16 protein-coding genes are annotated in these 16,889 nt (G+C 63.0%); 15 read left to right on the forward strand and 1 reads right to left on the reverse strand.

Annotated elements, in window-relative coordinates:
• The first annotated feature begins 482 nt into the window (after nt 1-482).
• The 4 genes from N430_RS22110 to N430_RS22125 all read left to right on the forward strand — a co-directional run bounded on the left by N430_RS22110 (nt 483) and on the right by N430_RS22125 (nt 2,910).
• On the forward strand, nt 483-1,943 hold the full coding sequence (locus N430_RS22110; RefSeq protein ID WP_110638560.1) for a DUF6861 domain-containing protein: 1,461 nt from the start codon (nt 483-485) through the stop codon (nt 1,941-1,943).
• A gap of 8 nt (nt 1,944-1,951) precedes the next feature.
• Nucleotides 1,952-2,269, forward strand: a complete 318-nt coding sequence (locus N430_RS22115) for a hypothetical protein (RefSeq protein ID WP_110638561.1) — start codon at nt 1,952-1,954, stop codon at nt 2,267-2,269.
• Between the two features lie 244 nt (nt 2,270-2,513).
• A complete protein-coding gene (locus N430_RS30070; protein ID WP_110638562.1) occupies nt 2,514-2,606 on the forward strand; it encodes a hypothetical protein in 93 nt (30 codons plus the stop codon).
• A gap of 1 nt (nt 2,607) precedes the next feature.
• Nucleotides 2,608-2,910: an immunity protein Tsi6 family protein gene (locus N430_RS22125; protein WP_110638563.1), complete on the forward strand. Its 303-nt coding sequence runs from the start codon at nt 2,608-2,610 to the stop codon at nt 2,908-2,910.
• 61 nt (nt 2,911-2,971) lie between these two features.
• Here the strand turns inward: N430_RS22125 and tri1 are convergent, their stop codons facing one another.
• Nucleotides 2,972-4,087 carry an ADP-ribosylarginine hydrolase Tri1 gene (gene tri1, locus N430_RS22130; protein ID WP_110638637.1) on the reverse strand — a complete coding sequence of 372 codons (1,116 nt, stop codon included), beginning with the start codon at nt 4,085-4,087 and terminating at the stop codon, nt 2,972-2,974.
• 139 nt (nt 4,088-4,226) lie between these two features.
• Here tri1 and N430_RS22135 point away from each other — a divergent pair, with 139 nt between their 5' ends.
• The 11 genes from N430_RS22135 to icmH all read left to right on the forward strand — a co-directional run bounded on the left by N430_RS22135 (nt 4,227) and on the right by icmH (nt 16,862).
• On the forward strand, nt 4,227-4,796 hold the full coding sequence (locus N430_RS22135) for a hypothetical protein (RefSeq protein ID WP_110638564.1): 570 nt from the start codon (nt 4,227-4,229) through the stop codon (nt 4,794-4,796).
• 438 nt (nt 4,797-5,234) lie between these two features.
• A complete protein-coding gene (locus tag N430_RS22140; protein ID WP_110638638.1) occupies nt 5,235-5,984 on the forward strand; it encodes a hypothetical protein in 750 nt (249 codons plus the stop codon).
• 64 nt (nt 5,985-6,048) lie between these two features.
• A complete protein-coding gene (tssB, locus tag N430_RS22145) occupies nt 6,049-6,588 on the forward strand; it encodes a type VI secretion system contractile sheath small subunit (protein ID WP_060511758.1) in 540 nt (179 codons plus the stop codon).
• Between the two features lie 14 nt (nt 6,589-6,602).
• Entirely contained in the window at nt 6,603-8,105 is a 1,503-nt protein-coding gene (tssC, locus tag N430_RS22150; protein WP_060511716.1) for a type VI secretion system contractile sheath large subunit, read from the forward strand.
• 26 nt (nt 8,106-8,131) lie between these two features.
• A complete protein-coding gene (tssE, locus tag N430_RS22155; protein WP_110638565.1) occupies nt 8,132-8,614 on the forward strand; it encodes a type VI secretion system baseplate subunit TssE in 483 nt (160 codons plus the stop codon).
• Nucleotides 8,614-10,434: a type VI secretion system baseplate subunit TssF gene (tssF, locus tag N430_RS22160; protein ID WP_110638566.1), complete on the forward strand. Its 1,821-nt coding sequence runs from the start codon at nt 8,614-8,616 to the stop codon at nt 10,432-10,434. Before tssE ends, tssF begins: the two co-directional genes overlap by 1 nt.
• Nucleotides 10,398-11,468, forward strand: coding sequence for a type VI secretion system baseplate subunit TssG (tssG, locus tag N430_RS22165; RefSeq protein ID WP_110638567.1), 1,071 nt, complete (start codon nt 10,398-10,400; stop codon nt 11,466-11,468). Before tssF ends, tssG begins: the two co-directional genes overlap by 37 nt.
• On the forward strand, nt 11,465-14,062 hold the full coding sequence (gene tssH / locus N430_RS22170) for a type VI secretion system ATPase TssH (protein WP_110638568.1): 2,598 nt from the start codon (nt 11,465-11,467) through the stop codon (nt 14,060-14,062). Before tssG ends, tssH begins: the two co-directional genes overlap by 4 nt.
• A 24-nt stretch (nt 14,063-14,086) precedes the next feature.
• Nucleotides 14,087-14,809 carry a type VI secretion system lipoprotein TssJ gene (gene tssJ / locus N430_RS22175; protein ID WP_110638569.1) on the forward strand — a complete coding sequence of 241 codons (723 nt, stop codon included), beginning with the start codon at nt 14,087-14,089 and terminating at the stop codon, nt 14,807-14,809.
• Nucleotides 14,806-16,149, forward strand: a complete 1,344-nt coding sequence (tssK, locus tag N430_RS22180) for a type VI secretion system baseplate subunit TssK (RefSeq protein ID WP_110638570.1) — start codon at nt 14,806-14,808, stop codon at nt 16,147-16,149. Before tssJ ends, tssK begins: the two co-directional genes overlap by 4 nt.
• Nucleotides 16,146-16,862, forward strand: a complete 717-nt coding sequence (gene icmH / locus N430_RS22185; RefSeq protein ID WP_110638571.1) for a type IVB secretion system protein IcmH/DotU — start codon at nt 16,146-16,148, stop codon at nt 16,860-16,862. The genes tssK and icmH overlap by 4 nt, the downstream gene beginning before the upstream one ends.
• The last annotated feature ends 27 nt before the right edge of the window (nt 16,863-16,889 follow it).

Raw genomic sequence — 16,889 nt, forward strand, 5'->3', positions numbered from 1 at the left:
CAACACATCGGAAGCCTTGGAATGCTGAGCTTAGAGCCGCGCAAAGCGATATCACATCGCCACTTTTCGCAACCGTCACTGCTGCACCAAAGCGCTACAGGCCATCGCCGAATGGCCCGTAGCAGAAGGTTTTTCAGATGGTGACCAGAGCCCGTACCTGACCACGCCATTTCGAGCTACCCGCTACCTTTTGCGTCCACGGCGATCGCGGAGAAAAATGTTTCATAACGTGGATTGGTTCAAATTTTTCGCTATTCATCCATTCTGGCAAATGGCTAGCGTGGGCACTGGCGGTACTGGCACTTGCGGTAAGCGAACAGCCATGATTCGGGCGACGATACTCAATTGCCATCATTGCCGCACGCCCCTCTCATGAGAACAATGAACGCTCCGTCGGATCTTCACGCCAATCTCGAGGTCTGACGCGACATGCTGCGCTCGCCGCCGAAGCGCCGCCTACCTCCATGGACAGTGAAGCGAAAATGGATCTTTTGACGAACATTCCCAGCTGGGGCGACATCGAGCGTAATCTCGAGCAAAAATTCAGCGAGCTGAACCAAAGCGTCGACAGTGGACTGAACAGCGCCCACGAAGCTTGGGACGGTTTCAGCCGCCGAGTGAGCAATGGTGCCAATCAAGCCTATGGCTACCTCGGTGGCCAGCGCATCGACAACGTACGCCAGGCCATGGCCCTGTCCTACCCGATCATTCAGGACAACCTCAAGCGCAAGTGGTCTTCCATCGGCATCGAGCAGATCCTGCCGGTACTCCTGCAACTGGTCAAAGAAGTGTCGATGATACTCGGTGGCAGCGTGGCGGTTGGCTCGCTCGCCGGTGGCGTGGCCGGGGCCTTTGCTTTTGGCGTCGGCGCCGCGCCGGGCGCGGTGGCCGGCGCCGGCATCGGCCTGCAGGTCGGCAACCTGATTCTCATGGGCCTGGGGCTGTCCGCCATCGCCGAATATTTTTACCAGGGCCTGCCGGCCTGCCTTTCGACCCTTCAGCAAGGCATGGCCACGGCATGGTTTGCCGAGGATGGCCTCAAGCCCGCTGGCCTGGACCCAACCGGCGGCTCGTCGGCGCAAGCCCAGGAGCGCGTCGAGCGCGCCGCGCGCCAACTGGCCCGCGGTCAGGAGCAACTGGTGTTGCTGCTGCTGACGGCCATTGTCACCTACCTTACCCGGGGGCAGCTGAAAGCAGGCATAGTCAGCAGTGCGGAAAGTATTGCCGCACGTAGCGCCCGATTGCAGGCCGACATCTCCAACAAGCAGCTGGCAGCGTGGCTGGCGAAAAACGAGCAGAAGCTGCTGGCGAACCCGGAGCTGCAGATCAAGGAGGCGACCCCGCTCAAGCCGGCGGAGCCAGAAACCCTGCGGGAGTTCTACAGCAAGCAGGACCCGAATTTCGCCTCGATGGAAGACCAGATCAAGAAGGTCAGCACCTTCAAGACAAAGGGCCTGTCGAACGCCCAGATCGAAGACTTCCTCAACACCGCAGACGGCGAGAAGCTGCTGAGCAAGCTGCAGGCCGCAGCCCCAGATGCCGATGCCACTACCATCTACTCGCGGGCGTTCGACCAGGTGGCGTCCGGGTCGACCATCCCCGAGGTGAGGATGATCGACTCCGCACTGGTCAAGATCGTGCCCGAAGGGCAAGGTGTGTCGCCCTACTCGCCCTTCTTCACCACCCACGAGGAGCTTCAGGCGGCGGCCAGATCTGGCAAGACACTGGCTGACAGCTTTGGCTTGCCACTGGGCAGTGAATCGACACGTTATTCGATCTTTGAAATGTCACCGTTGCAGCCAACCGAGGTATTTGTGAGTAAAGTCGCTCCTACTACCGAGCTGGGTGGCGCCATCTCACGCAGCGGCGAAGCGATGCAGTACCTCACGCCCAATCGTGGCGAATGGGGCACTCCGAAACTGATGGGCACCATCTCCAACTAGGGCTGACCATGAACACCGAAACACTCAAACAGAAGTCACTCAAGCTTCGCTTGATCATCGACAGCCTGAAGGCGCAAGACCCTGCCGCAATGAAGCTCAGCGTCGAACTGGAGCCTCTGCTGAAAGCCGCAGACCAGGAACGCATCCGCACCCCGATGGAGTGGCGCGACATCCCCGGACGCTACCTGTTCACCGAAGAAGGGCTGCAGCAGTATGCCGACCTCGAGCACGCCTTCGCCGAGTTCCGCATCGAGCTGACGGGGGGCGAATCCCCTACCCTGCGCAAGCTCAAGGCGCGCATGGGGGAGAAGCCTTCGCAGGGATGATGGACGGGCAACCTTGCCCTCCCTTTCAAGGCGGACCCAATGACCTTGGCTAGCAGCAAAACTGGATCAATAGCATTCAGGCTTCGAGCTGTTCTGACCTTACTCATCTGCGCAAGCGTGGGTCTGTTCGCCGTCTATTGGCTAATCACACACGTGCTTCCCATTTACGGCCAGATGTGGGGTCTCGCCTCTGTTATTGACGTCCCGTAAATGACGTTTGGCTTGCTGATGACATGACTGGTCCGTGAAAGCCCAGCCTTTCCAGACCCTGGGCGGGGCAAGGCAGATAACCTCCACCGAGAAATCACTTTTCAAGCTGGTAAGCCCAGGTGATTAACATGAAACCGACTACACCACTCGAGTATGTCGACAAAGCGCTCACACTCGCCATTGACCGCCATAATCGCATCCCTGGCTTTCATGTCTACGCCACCGTCATCGATCAGTTAAAGTACATCAGGGCCGTATTCGACGGCACAGAGAAAGATAAATCGAAGCTGCACAGACTGACGATTGGTGCTATCGCGGCTAAGGAATTTGAACCCACGGACGAAGCCCTCGCCGAGGCATTGCTTCATGTTTATTACATTGCAGAGCAATCAGCCAATGGCCTGAAGATTCGCCTGCCTGCAGAAAAATAGTTACCGAGCGAAAGCCTGCCGCGAGGCCAGGCGCCCTCCCCAATGGACGGGTAACCTTGCTTTACACCTGAGTGTAAGTGAGTTCATCCAACTCATCCCCCGGCGGAGCAAGTTCGAATATTCGACTGGCCAAATCACGAATGCGTTGCGACCAGGCCACCCTGGCCACCCACTCCGGTGGCATGCCGGATACCCCATACAGGGCCCCCGCAATCTGCCCCGCCGTCGCTGCCACGCTGTCGGCATCATCGGCAAGGTTGGCCGCCAAGAGAATCGCATCCCGGAAATTGTCCGTATTCCAAACAGCCCAAAGCGCTGCTTCCAAGGTATCGACCACATACCCGGACGAGCGAATCTGCTCACGGGATTTGTGCTTGTACTCGCCGGCATTGATGATCAAAGCCCGGGGCTTCAGGGGGCGCACCTTCGGCGACAGCGCCTCTTCCTTGTCCGCGCCATTGAGCGCCAAATGCAACTGCGCACCGAACAACTTGCAGCACTCAGCGACTTCGATCGCGCCATGGGTCACGCTGCTCTGCGTCACGCTCTCGCTCCAGGTTGCCGACAGCGAGTGCCGCCGGAAAATGGCCGTAGGTGCGAGCCGTATCAACGAACCATTGCCTGCTGTCGAGGCCTCGAGATTGCCCATCCATGCAAGCCCTTGGGCCTCCCACCCTTCCAGGGCTCGGCGGGTGACATTGCCGATGTCGAAGCAGCGGCCATTGACGCTGTTTTCGCCCTGCCGGTACCAGCGCACCATGGCGCCGGCAAAGGTCGCGAAATCGAACTTGCCTTGGCTTGCGTAGGTGTCCGCCAGGCACAGCGCCATGCTGGTATCGTCGGTCCACTCACCCGGCGCAAGGCGGAAAGGACCACCGCCGACCATATCGCTGACATGCCCCTGATCGCGCGGCTGAAACTCCAGGGTCGTGCCTACCGCATCACCAATCGCCAGTCCCAGCAGTGCGCCCTGCGCACGGTCCAGCGCCTGCTCCGGTGACAACGTGCACGGCCTGTCACCCAACCAGGCAGGCTTGATACGCGGCAGCCTGGGGGCATCGGGCTTCAACGTGTAGTCCATGCGCTGCTGCAACTGCGCAGACCACTCGGGCAGCAGGTTGACGTAGCGCTGGGCGTACTCGCTCAGGGTTGCATCCGGGCTTCTCAGGTCGATCATGCTGATTCCTTGCTGTGGGTAGCGCTCATCCATGCGAACATTCTGCGGAACCTGCTGCTCACTGGCAACGACTCGTACCGGCGCAAAGCCGAGGCCATCCGGATGGCCGCTAGAGTCCACCTCCAAGGCGCTTCCCAGCATGAAATTCAATGATACCTACACCAGCCGCGAGCACCGTTTTTCGCTAGGGATAGAACTGACCTCACAGCAGTGCTACCTGTCGATCCCGGTCAGCAACGCACTGGCCGATTACGAAGAGTATTACCGCATCGACAAGGCCCGATACACGGCTTGGCTACAAGATCCATCAGCAGCACTGCCCATGGTCGTCCGATGCCGCCGCCGCGAACTGGACCCTGCCCTGATGATGCAACCTGGCGCCCAGCGCGGCACGGCTGACCCCGGTACCTGGGAGCTTTCGGAAGTCGCGGCGGTACTGGCGCGCGCAGCAAACTTGCTGCTGCGCAATGGCGGCTACTCAAACTGGGCCAACACGCTCCTGGGCTACCACTCACGGCTGCACAGCGCCCCCGAACAGGTTCGCTTGAGCGTGTTCGCAATGCCCTGTGGCATGGGCACGCTTAGCGATGCCGTGCTGTACGAAAACGGCACGCTGTCGGTCGAGGCCACCGATGAATTACACGCCTTGCTCGGGTGGCTGCGGGAGTGGGCAATCGAGGGTCGCATGGTGGGCGCAAAGCCGCTCTGACAACCCTCACGAAACCGCTTCGGCACGCCATATTCCGTCGCATTGCCATCATTGAAACGCGCCGCGATGGAAGTCGAATGCCAACGGGATGACGCAAAAAAATGAGACCCGCTTCACTTTTTGAAAAAAACTTTTTACACCAATTTTTACCGTTCTCTTAGCACTTCAGCCCCCTGACTTTAGGGGCCAAACCCCCATTTCCTGCACTCGAAACCCACCGCCAATGGCATGGCGCCATCATTGCGTCGCATCACAAAACAGGGAAAAAATCGCGCCCCTCGCCGGAACTTCTTCCTCAGCGGGGTGCCCTACTCGGCATTGCTGGCAACACGATATTCATGTGCCAGCACTCAAATTGCCGCAGCCGAGAGGCGCGATTTTCAGGTCCACGCCATTGGCGTTTCAGGACGATCAAGCAGGCTCATGGACGATGTACCGATGACACAGACTTTTGATGTCGAAGCACTGATCAAGCTGCGTAGCCAGACGCGGGCGATCTCCGATGCGCTGAAGGCGCAGGCGGCGGATTACCTTGCCACCGTGGCACCGCTGATCCGTCCGCAAAACCTGTTTGGCGAATACCTGCAAGGCGCCCAGCGCAGCAGCGGGCGCGAAACCCAGGGCCATTTCCAGTCGTTGATCGAACTCTACGAGCGCATCGGCTCGGCCACGCCGTTCCAGCTGGTCAGCGAGCTGGAAGTGCCGCTGAACCTGATCAGCACCACCCCCGAACTGTTCCCGCTGGAATACGACAAGGTCCTCGAACAGAGCGGCCAGGTCATCCGCATCACCAGCCCGACGCGCTGGGTGGTGGGCTTCCACGCCTTCGACCTGGCGCAGTTTCGCAACGTCATCAAAGACCCCAACCGCAGCAGCGCCGAGCTGTACCGCTTCGTGGTGCACTACCTGGTGCTGTTCTACTGCCTGAGCAAGTCGCCGGGCCTGGGCCGGCTGTTCGAAGGCCTGCGCTACGGGCTCAGCTTCGAGCGCCTCAAGGGCTTTGGCGACCTGCCGTTCTGCGTGATCAGCTCGCCGGTGCGCTCGGAACTTCCCGACGATTCGGTTATCCGTAGCAGCACGCAAATTGCCGGCAACACCAGTTTCGAAGAGCTGGTGGGGCGCGACAACATCCTGGAAATGAACGACGACATCCGTCAGCGCCTGCTGCTGACGATCGAAGGACTGTAACGCGCAGGGCCCGCTGGCGGGCCGCGCAATGATTCGCAGCGAATTGCTCGCACTGGAGAACACGATGGCGAAGAAGGAAAGCACCCAGCACAAACTCGACCGCGTTCGCGCGCCTCGGGTCCATATCACCTACGACGTGGACATCGGTGATGCCATCGAGAAAAAGGAGCTGCCCTTTGTCGTTGGCGTGCTGGGCGATTTCTCCGGCAATCCGCTGGAGCCGCTGCCCAAGCTCAAGGACCGCAAGTTCGTGTTCATCGACCGCGACAACTTCAACGGCGTGCTCAAGGGCATCAAGCCGCGCCTGACCTACCGCGTCGACAACACCCTGGCCAAGAACGGCACCCAGCTGGGCGTCGAGCTGAACTTCAACAGCCTCGAAGACTTCGAGCCACAGAACGTGGTCAAGCAGGTCGAGCCGCTGCGCAAGCTGCTGGAAGTGCGCAACAAGCTGGCCGACCTGCGCAACAAGATGGGCGGCAACGACAAGCTCGAAGAGCTGCTGATGGACGTGCTGCAGAACACCGAAAAGCTCAAGACATTGGGCCAGGAATTCGGCCGTGAAGCCGAAGTGAAAGACCCGTCCAGCGACGATCGCGCCTGAGCAGGAGCCCGAACATGACCGACAAGCAAACCGCACCGCAACAGGCCGGCGACCTGGTCGAAGTGGAAAACTTCGCCCCGCAGCCATCGCTGCTCGACAGCATCATTTCGCAAAGCCGCGTGGCCCGCTCCGACACCGAGCGCAACCGCACCCGCGACCTGATCGGCGAACTGGTGAACCAGGTGCTCGAGGGCGAGATGACCCCGAGCAAGGACCTGATTGCCGTGCTCGACGCACGCATCGCCGAAATCGATTCGATGCTCTCCGAGCAGATGAACGAGATCATGCACGCCCGTGAGTTCCAGCAGCTGGAAGCCTCTTGGCGAGGCCTGAAGTATCAGGTCGACCAGACCGAGACCAGCACCACGCTGAAGATCCACCTGCTCAACGCCTCGAAGAAAGACCTGGTGCGCGACCTCAAGGCCGCCAGCGAATTCGACCAGAGCGCGCTGTTCAAGAAGGTCTACGAAGAAGAGTACGGCACCTTCGGTGGCGCCCCGTTCGGCATGCTGATCGGCGACTACGAGTTCAAGCGCAGCCCCGAAGACATGTACCTGCTCGAAGAGATCTCGCACGTCGCCGCCGCGGCCCACGCGCCGTTCATTTCGGCGGCGTCGCCCGAGCTGTTTGGCTGGGACTCGTTCACCGAGATGTCCGGCCCGCGTGACCTGGCGAAGATCTTCGACACCGTCGAATACGCCAAGTGGAAGTCGTTCCGCGCCTCGGAAGATTCGCGCTACGTCGGCCTCACCCTGCCCCACGTGCTCGGTCGCCTGCCGTATGGCCCGGATACCACGCCGGTGGAAGAATTCAACTTCGTCGAAAGCGTCGACGGCCGCGACCACAACAAGTACCTGTGGATGAACGCCGCCTACGCCCTTGGCACCCGCGTCACCGATGCCTTCTCTCGCTACGGCTGGTGCGTGGCGATTCGCGGCGTGGAAGGCGGCGGCCTGGTCGAAGGCCTGCCGACCCACACCTTCAAGACCGATGACGGCGAAATCGCCCTCAAGTGCCCGACCGAAATCGCCATCACCGACCGCCGCGAAAAAGAGCTGTCGGACCTCGGCTTCATCCCCCTGGTGCACTGCAAGGGCACCGACTACGCCGCCTTCTTCGGCACCCAGTCGGCGCAGAAGCAGAAGCAGTACAACACCGACATCGCCAACGCCAACGCACGCCTGTCGGCACAGCTGCAGTACATCTTCGCCACCTCGCGTATCGCCCACTACATGAAGGCGATCATGCGCGACAAGATCGGCAGCTTCGCTTCGCGCATGGATGTGGAGCGCTTCCTCAACCAGTGGCTGGCCAGCTACGTGCTGCTCGACGACACCGCCAGCCAGGAGGCCAAGGCCAAGTTCCCGCTGCGCGAAGCCCGCGCCGAGGTGTTCGAAGTGCCCGGCAAGCCAGGCGTGTACAAGGCCGTGACCTACCTGCGCCCGCACTACCAGCTCGACGAACTGACCGCCTCGCTGCGCCTGGTCGCCGAACTGCCGCAAGGCGCCCGCGGCTGACCGGCCGCTGTGTACAGGGATGACACATGAGTAACCAGGCCCGCCTGCTGCCCTCGCTGCTCGACCGACTGCTGGACGACCGTCCCTACCAGTCGGCCGAAGCGGCCGCGCAGCGCACCTGTTCGCTGGCCGAGTACAAGGCGAGCATCGTCCGCGACCTCGAGGTGCTGGTGAATACCCGCCAGTCCCTGGTCGCCGAGGAGCTCGACGGTTTCAGCCAGCTCGGTGGTTCCATCCTTGAATACGGCATGCCCGATTTCATCAGCCGCAGCGTGCTCGACCCCCATGATCGCCGGCTCATCCAGCAACAGCTGGAGCGGGCGATCAGCACCGGCGACCGGCGTTTTCGCCGGGTGCGGGTGCAACTGCTGGCCCAGGAAAACGGCCACCGCATGTTGACCTTCCGCGTGGACGCTGTGCTGCGTCTGCAGGACATCAGCCGCCAGGTGTCGTTCGACGCCGTGCTGCAGGTCAACACCCAGGAATACAAAGTGCAGAACCTCAACTGATGCTCGACGAACTGCTGCCCTACTACGAAAAGGAACTGTCGCACCTGCGCTTCCTCGGCCAGGAGTTTGCCGCGCAGTACCCGAAGATTGCTTCGCGGCTGCTGATCGAGGGCGACAACTGCGAAGACCCGCATACCGAGCGCCTGATCGAGGCGTTCTCGTTTCTGTCTGCGCGGGTGCACAAGAAGCTCGATGACGAGTTTCCGGAAATCGTCGAATCCTTCCTTGAGGTGCTGTACCCGCACTACCTGCGCCCTACCCCGTCGATGTCGATCGCCGAGCTGAGCCTGGGCAAGCACGAGAAGGTCACCGAAGCCTACCGCGTGGCGCGCCACACCGAAATGCATGCCAATGCCGTCGAAGGTGTGGTGTGCAAGTTCCGCACCTGCTACCCAGTGGAGCTATGGCCGATCAGCGTGCAACAGGCGTCGTTCGCGGAAATGGAACGTTCGGCCTTCAACGGCCACAGCGCCGACCTGGTCGCACGCCTGCGCATCCGCCTGCAAGCCACCGGCGATGTGCTGTTCGGCCAGATGGAAATCGATAGCCTGCGGTTCTTCCTCGACGGTGAAGCGACGCTGATGCTGCAGCTGTACGAGCTGCTGTTCAACAACCTGGCCAAAGCCACCTTGAGCTTCCAGGAAGAAGGCCGCAATCGCGAAGTCGCCTTGCCGGCCGATGCCCTGAAGGCGGTCGGTTATGCCCGCGACGAAGGCCTGGTGGACTACTCCGAGCGCTCGTTCCTGGGCTACCGCCTGCTGCACGAGTACTTCACCTTCCCCGACAAATTCATGTTCTTCGACCTCAGTGGCTTTGCCCGCATCCTGCAAGGCAAGGCGATCGAGCAAGTCGAGGTCAACTTCTACTTCTCCGACTACGACCTCAGCGAGCGCCTGGCGCGGCTGACCCAGAACATCGGGCGCAACAACTTCAAACTCAACTGCACGCCGATCATCAACCTGTTCCGCCAGCAGGCCGAGCCGATCAAGCTGACCCACACCCAGCACGAATACCCGGTCACCCCCGACACCCGGCTGCACAATGCCGCCGAAGTGGTGTCGATCGACCGCGTGCGCCGGGTGCGCAAGCTCGGTGGCATCGACCAGGTTGCCACCTGCCAGCCGTTCTTCGAGCCGCGTGGCGAACAAGACCCGCGCACCAGCTTCTGGATCGCCCGCCGGCGCAACCAGGGCGACGCCACGGCCATGAGCATCCGCGTGGTCGACCGCGACCTGGAACTGATCGACGGCAGCAGCGACACCCTCAGCATCGGCCTGACCTGCAGCAACCGCGACGTACCGCTGATGCTGCCGTTCGGTGGCGACCGCGGCGAGTTCAACATCCCGGCCAACTCGGTGATCAAGGACATCCGCTGCCTGCGCAAGCCCACCGCCACCGTGCGCGTGCCACTGGGCAAGGGCCTGATCTGGCGGCTGATCGCGCACCTGTCGCTGAACCACCTGTCACTGGTCAGCCAGGGCCGCGAAGTGCTGCTCGAACTGCTGTCGCTGTACAACTACCGCAACGTCTCGGCCATTCGCAAACAGATCAACGGCATCAAGGCGATCAGCAGCGAGCCGGTGGTGGCTCGCATCGGCCACCCGCGGCCGAATTTCGTCCGTGGCGTGGGCATCACCCTGACCCTCGACGAAAGCCAGTTCACCGGCAGCGGCGTGTTCCTGTTCGGCATGGTGCTGGACCACTTCTTCGGCCAGTACTGCTCGATGAACAGCTTCACCCGACTGAGCCTGCGCTCCCAACAACGAGAAAAGAGAATCGTCCAATGGCCAGCACGCACTGGCGATCAGCCCCTGGTCTGATCGATCAGGCCCGAGCCGAGCCGCACCGATTCGAATTCTTTCAATTGGTGCGCCTGCTCCGCCTGCACTACAGCCGTACCGGGCGCATGGACCTGGCGACCCGGCCGCACGAAGACCCGCTGCGTTTTCGCACCCAGCTGTCGCTGGCGTTCCCGGCCAGCGAGGTCAGCGACCTGCACTTCGAGCGCGAAGGCAAGGTGTCCACGGCCGGCCTGCCGCTGTCGGAGGTGCAGGTCACCTTCATGGGCCTGGTCGGGCCGTCGGGGGTGCTGCCGCGCCCGTACACCGAGCTGCTGCTCGAACGCCACGTGCAGTACCGCGACGATGCCGCCCATGCGTTTCTCGACATCTTCTCGCACCGCATGACCACGCTGTTCTACGAGGCCTGGCAAAAGTACAAATTCCATATCGAGCACGAGCGCAATGGCACCTCGGGCTTCGATGGCTACCTGCTCAACCTGGTGGGCCTGGGCCAGCGTGCGCAAAAGCTCAAGTTCGAGGAGCATCCGTCGGCGCTGCGCCGCGAGCTGTTCAGCTACTTTGCCGGGCTGCTCAGCCAGAAGCCGCGCAACGCGCTCAACCTTGAAGTGATGCTCGGCTTCTATTTCTCGCTGCCGATCAAGGTCAAGCAATTCGCCGGGCGCTGGCTGAACCTGGAGCCCGGGCAATGCACCCAGCTCGGGCGCAAGAACGCGCAACTGGGCCACAGCGCCGTCGCCGGCAACCGGGTGTGGGACTACCAGTCGTGCATCCGCATCGAACTGGGCCCGCTGAGCCTGGCCGATTACCAGCGCTTCCAGCCGGGCACCACGTGCTACCGCAAGCTGGTCGAGCTGGTGCGCTTCTATATAGGTGCCGAGCTGGACTTCGAAATCGCCCCGCGCCTCAAGCGCGAGGCGGTACCACGCGCCCAGCTGGGCCGCAGCGGCAATGTCGCGCTGGGCTGGCTGGGCTGGCTGAAACGCCCTGGCCGTGACGCGGAGCCTTCGCGTTGCGCCGTTTTCCACATTCCTTACGATGGGGTCGCCTTGTGAACCTGAAGTCTCTGTTCGCCAAGCTCAACGAAACCAGCCGCACGGCCACTGAAAGCGCGGCGGCCCTGTGCCTGTCGGAGCACCACTACGATGTCGAGGTGGAGCACCTGCTGTTGCAGCTGCTCGACAACGGCGACAGCGACCTGGCGCCGATCCTGCGCCACTACGATGTGGTCGCCGAGCGCCTGCAGGCGCAGCTGGTCACCGCCCTGGGTACCTTCAAGAAAGGCAACACCCGCACCCCGGCGTTGTCGCCGCACATCACCCGCATGATCGAGCAGGCCTGGCTGCTGGCCTCGATCGAGTACGGCGTCGGCCAGGTGCGCAGCGGCCACCTGCTGCAAGCCCTGCTCGACGACGCCGAACTGCGCCGCGTGGTGGTCGCGTCGGCAGCGGAGCTGGAGAAGATCAACGCCGACGACCTGCGCCTGAACCTCGCCGCGCTGGTCGAAGGCAGCGCCGAATCGAAGCAGGCCAGCGCCCTGGCCAGCCCGGCAGCACCGGTCGCTGGCAACGCCAAGGCCGGCGGCAAGACCCCAGCGCTGGACCAGTACACCGTCAACCTCACCCAGAGTGCCCGCGAAGGCCGCATCGACCCGGTGCTGGGCCGCGAGTTCGAGGTGCGGCAGATGGTCGACATCCTCACCCGCCGCCGCCAGAACAACCCGATCCTCACCGGCGAAGCCGGCGTCGGCAAGACCGCCGTGGTAGAAGGCCTGGCCCTGCGCATCGCCTACGGCGATGTGCCGGCAGTGCTCAAGGACGTCGCCCTGCACACCCTCGACCTGGGTCTGCTGCAGGCCGGTGCCGGGGTAAAAGGCGAATTCGAGAACCGCCTCAAGGCCGTGATCGAAGAGGTCAAGCGCAGCCTGCACCCGATCATCCTGTTCATCGACGAAGCCCACACCCTGATCGGCTCCGGCGGCCAGGCCGGGCAGAACGACGCCGCCAACCTGCTCAAGCCGGCCCTGGCCCGTGGCGAGCTGCGCACCATCGCCGCCACCACCTGGGCCGAGTACAAGAAGTACTTCGAGAAAGACGCCGCCCTCGCCCGCCGCTTCCAGGTGGTCAAGGTCGAAGAGCCTGACGAAGACAAGGCCATCCACATGCTCCGTGGCCTGCTCGGCAAGATGCGCGAGCACCACAAAGTGGCGGTGATGGACGAAGCGCTGGTGCAGGCGGTGCGCCTGTCGAACCGCTACATCACTGGCCGCCAGCTGCCTGACAAGGCCGTCAGCGTGCTCGACACCGCCTGCGCGCGCATCGCCCTGGCGCAATCGTCGCAGCCCGGTGCCCTGGAAGACTGCCGCCGGCAGATCGACAACCTGCAGGCCGAAATCGCCGTGCTTGGCCACGAAGCCGGCAAGGGCCACGACCACGCCCGCCGCCTCGGCGAGCTGCAGGCTGCGCTGCAGGCCGAGCAACAACAGGAACAGCAACTGAACGAGCAGTGGCAGCAGGAGCTGGCGCTGGTCGAACAGCTCAAGGCGCTGGACGCCGCCAACGACGCCGATGCCACGCAGCTCAACGCCCTGCGCGCCGAACTGGCCCGCGTGCAAGGCGACCAGCCACTGGTCCATGCGCTGGTCGACAGCGGTGCCATCGCCCAGGTCATCAGCGGCTGGACCGGCATCCCGCTGGGCAAGATGCTACGTGACGAGATCGACACCGTGCAGCGCTTGCCGTCCCTGCTCGGCGAGCGCGTGCTGGGCCAGGACCACGCCCTGCACGAGATTGGCAAGCGCATCAAGATTTCCCGTGCGCGCATGGAAGACCCGAACAAGCCGATCGGCGTGTTCCTGCTGCTCGGCCCCAGCGGCGTCGGCAAGACCGAAACCGCACTGGCCCTGGCCGACACCCTGTACGGCGGCGAGCGCAACCTGATCACCATCAACATGTCCGAGTACCAGGAGGCGCACACCGTGTCGAGCCTCAAGGGCTCGCCACCCGGCTATGTCGGCTATGGCGAAGGCGGCGTGCTGACCGAAGCCGTGCGCCGTAAACCGTACAGCGTGGTGTTGCTCGACGAGGTGGAAAAGGCCCACCCCGACGTGCTCGAACTGTTCTTCCAGGTGTTCGACAAGGGCGTGCTGGACGACGGCGAAGGCCGCGAGATCAACTTCCGCAACACGGTGATCATCCTCACCTCCAACACCGGCACCGAACGCATCATGCAGACCTGCCTGAACGCCGCCGAACTGCCGACGCCGGACGCCATCGTCGACGGCCTGCGCGACGAGCTCAACCAGGTGTTCAAGCCGGCCTTCCTGGGCCGCCTGAGCATCGTGCCGTTCTACCCGGTGCAGGACCAGATCCTCGAGCGCATCGTCGCCCTCAAGCTGGAACGCATCGCCAAGCGCTTCGCCCGCAACCACCAGGCTGAGCTGAGCTATGACGAAGCACTGGTCAAGGCCATCGCCGCGCGCTGCACCGAAGTCGACAGCGGTGCGCGCAACATCGACAACATCCTGTCCCAGACCTTGATGCCCGAACTCGCCCAGCGCGTGCTCGAGCGCATGGCCCAGGACGCGCCGATTGAGCGTCTGACGATCGAGCTGGGCAGCGATGGCGATTTCGCCTATCGCCTGGCCTGAGCCGTACAAGGAGGTTTAGCCGTCATGCAACACAAGCACACCGCCCTCAAGCGCCTGACCACCGCCGCCCTGCTGCTGGCGCTGGCCGGCTGCGGGGTCACCGACCGCATCGGCAAGCGCATGGACGACAGCTGGGCAGCCGACATGCTGGCCGACAGCGAGAAGGTCATCCTGACCTCCGATGGCGGCAACCAGCTCAACCCCGATGCAGAAGGCAAACCGCTGTCGGTGGTGATGCGCGTGTACCAGCTGACCGACCTCGAACGCTTCGCCGCGACCGATGCCGAGACCCTCTGGGATACCCCGGAAAAGGCCCTCGGCAACACCCTGGTGGAAGCCCGCGAGATCACCCTGCTGCCGGGCATTGGCCAGATCGACCAATGGCCTCTGGCCAAGAGCGCACGCTACGTGGGTGTGGCGGCGTTCTTCCGTGACGAACAGGACGCGCGCTGGAAAGTCGCCTTCGACGCCGACTCGCTGCGCAAGGACGCTATCTGGTTCTCTTCCGACGGCCTGCGGGTGCTGGTGGACAAGACCGAAATCAGTGCCATGCGTGGGGTCGACGTGCTGAACAAGCCGCCGACCGCCGACCAGTTGGCGGCCGCAGAGAAGGCCAGGCAAGCCGAACCGACCCTCACCGACAAGGTGCAGGACGCCGTGCTCGACAAAGCCACCGATGTGGCCGGCCAGTCGGCCCAGAACGCCGCAGATAAAACCCTCAACTCTTTAGTGGATAGCGTCAAATGAGCAAGCAGAGCCGGGTGATGTGGTCGGAAGGCATGTTCCTGCTGCCCCAGCACTTCCAGTACCAGGATGAGTTCCACCAGCACCAGCTGGCCGAAGCGACCCTGCGCGGCACCCCGTTCCATTGGGGTGTGCAGGCGCTGCAGGTGGACGAGGATGCCTTGGCCAACGGTTCGCTGCAGCTCAAGCGCCTGAAGCTGGTGTTCCCCGACGGCAGCCTGTATGACGCACCGCAGCACGACCCGCTGCCGGCCGCACGCGACCTCAAGGACCTGCTCAAGGCCAACGAGCTGAAGGTCTATGCCGCGCTCAAGCTGCCCGAGCCATTCGGCCTCAACTACGTCGAGGACGGCCACGAGCACAAGGCCGCCCGGCGCTTCCGCAAACAATTCGACACCCTGCCCGACCTCAACGAAGGCGACCTGGAAAACGAAATCACCAGCCTGCGCCTGAACGTGGTGCTGCTGGTCGACGGTGACAGCCTCGATGGCTACAGCCACTGCCCGCTGGCCAAGCTGACGCGCAACAGCATGGGCGGCTTCAACCTCGACCCGCATTTTGTCCACCCGACCCTGCACCTGGGCAACCACGAGACCTTGGCCGGCATCGGCAAGCGCTTGCTCGGCGCCCTGCAGGCCAAGAGCAAGGCGCTGTCCGGCCGGCGCCGCGAGCGTGCCGACCAGATCGCCGAGTTCGGCTCCAGCGACGTCACCCTGTTCTGGCTGCTGAACACGGTCAACCGCGCTCACCCGCAGCTGGCCCACCTGCTGGCCCACCCGCGCCTGCACCCGGAGCGGCTGTACCTGTTCCTCGCCGACCTGGCCGGCGGCCTGCTGACCTTCACCCTCGACAGCCAGCTCAGCGACGTCCCGGAGTACGACCACCGCGACCCGGCGGCATCGCTGGTCAAGCTCGACGAAATGATCCGGGTGATGCTCGACAACGTGGTGCCCAACCAGTGCATCGTCATCAACCTCACCCAGACCAAGCCGTCGTACTGGCAGGGCCAGCTGCGCGACCCGCGCCTGGTCGAGGCCGACTTCTACGTCTCGGTGCAGGCCGACATGCCCGGCGCCAGCCTGCTGGAACTGGTGCCGCGAGCATTCAAGGTCGGCTCGCCGGAAGACATCGAAGTGGTGGTCAACAGCGCCATGCCCGGCGTCACCCTCAACCACGCCGCGCGGCTGCCCAACGCGATCCCGGTGCGCCTGGACAACCAGTACTTCGCCATCGAGCCGCACGGCCCTGTGTATGAGCGAATGATGAACGCCCAGACCGTGTGCTTCTACGCGCCCAGCGCCTTTACCAACCTCAAGCTTGAACTGATGGCGGTGCTCAAATGACCGAAGCCGTATTGCAACAGGGCGCCGTCGCGGCCGCCAGCGACAAACCGACGCTCAAGGACCTGGTCCAGGACTTCATCAGCATGGCGCTGATCGTGCGCCGTGGCCGCCAGGTCACCTCGGTGCAGGCCTTCGAAGGCAGCGTCGAGCGCTTCTTCGCCAACCTCGAACGCGATGCCCGCGCCGCCAACTACAGCGTCGAGCAGGTCAAGGACACCCAGTACGCGCTGTGCGCGTTCCTCGACGAAAGCGTGCTGCGCTCCGGTGACAACGCGCTGCGCCGGCACTTCGAGCTGCAGCCGTTGCAGTTCCGCTATTTTGGCGTGCACTTGGCCGGTGAAGGGTTCTTCGAGAAAGTCGATGCGCTGCGTGCCGACGTCAAGCAGAACATCGACGTGCTCGAGGTCTACCACCTGTGCCTGGCCCTGGGCTTCGAAGGCAAGTTCAGCATCGGTCCGAAAGACCAGCTGCGTTACCTGGCCAACACCCTCGGCCAGGACATCGCCCGCTACCGCAAGGCACCAAAGGCCCTGTCGCCGGACTGGGCGCTGCCCGACCAGGTGTCGCAGATGCTGCGCCACGAGGTGCCGTTGTGGGTGTACCTGGCGCTGATCGCGCTGGTCTGCGTCGCCGTGTACCTGACGCTCGACTGGTTGCTGGACAAGGACGTCCTCGCCCTTTCCGAACAAATCCGCCAGCTGTTCAGTGCCTGAGCACACCTCAGGTAGCCGAGTCAGGAA

Origin of the sequence: Pseudomonas sp. CC120222-01a (assembly GCF_003097235.1) — a bacterium.
In the GTDB taxonomy this organism is placed as follows: Bacteria; Pseudomonadota; Gammaproteobacteria; order Pseudomonadales; family Pseudomonadaceae; genus Aquipseudomonas.

What these genes read in the sequence shown, in the direction of transcription:
- tssC (WP_060511716.1), top strand. Translation starts at nt 6,603, where the DNA reads ATGACCGACAAGCAAACCGCACCGCAACAGGCCGGCGACCTGGTCGAA.
- tri1 (WP_110638637.1), bottom strand. Translation starts at nt 4,087, where the DNA reads ATGATCGACCTGAGAAGCCCGGATGCAACCCTGAGCGAGTACGCCCAG.
- N430_RS22110 (WP_110638560.1), top strand. Translation starts at nt 483, where the DNA reads ATGGATCTTTTGACGAACATTCCCAGCTGGGGCGACATCGAGCGTAAT.
- tssB (WP_060511758.1), top strand. Translation starts at nt 6,049, where the DNA reads ATGGCGAAGAAGGAAAGCACCCAGCACAAACTCGACCGCGTTCGCGCG.
- N430_RS22140 (WP_110638638.1), top strand. Translation starts at nt 5,235, where the DNA reads ATGACACAGACTTTTGATGTCGAAGCACTGATCAAGCTGCGTAGCCAG.
- tssG (WP_110638567.1), top strand. Translation starts at nt 10,398, where the DNA reads ATGGCCAGCACGCACTGGCGATCAGCCCCTGGTCTGATCGATCAGGCC.
- N430_RS22115 (WP_110638561.1), top strand. Translation starts at nt 1,952, where the DNA reads ATGAACACCGAAACACTCAAACAGAAGTCACTCAAGCTTCGCTTGATC.
- N430_RS22125 (WP_110638563.1), top strand. Translation starts at nt 2,608, where the DNA reads ATGAAACCGACTACACCACTCGAGTATGTCGACAAAGCGCTCACACTC.
- tssE (WP_110638565.1), top strand. Translation starts at nt 8,132, where the DNA reads ATGAGTAACCAGGCCCGCCTGCTGCCCTCGCTGCTCGACCGACTGCTG.
- N430_RS22135 (WP_110638564.1), top strand. Translation starts at nt 4,227, where the DNA reads ATGAAATTCAATGATACCTACACCAGCCGCGAGCACCGTTTTTCGCTA.
- tssJ (WP_110638569.1), top strand. Translation starts at nt 14,087, where the DNA reads ATGCAACACAAGCACACCGCCCTCAAGCGCCTGACCACCGCCGCCCTG.
- tssF (WP_110638566.1), top strand. Translation starts at nt 8,614, where the DNA reads ATGCTCGACGAACTGCTGCCCTACTACGAAAAGGAACTGTCGCACCTG.
- icmH (WP_110638571.1), top strand. Translation starts at nt 16,146, where the DNA reads ATGACCGAAGCCGTATTGCAACAGGGCGCCGTCGCGGCCGCCAGCGAC.
- tssK (WP_110638570.1), top strand. Translation starts at nt 14,806, where the DNA reads ATGAGCAAGCAGAGCCGGGTGATGTGGTCGGAAGGCATGTTCCTGCTG.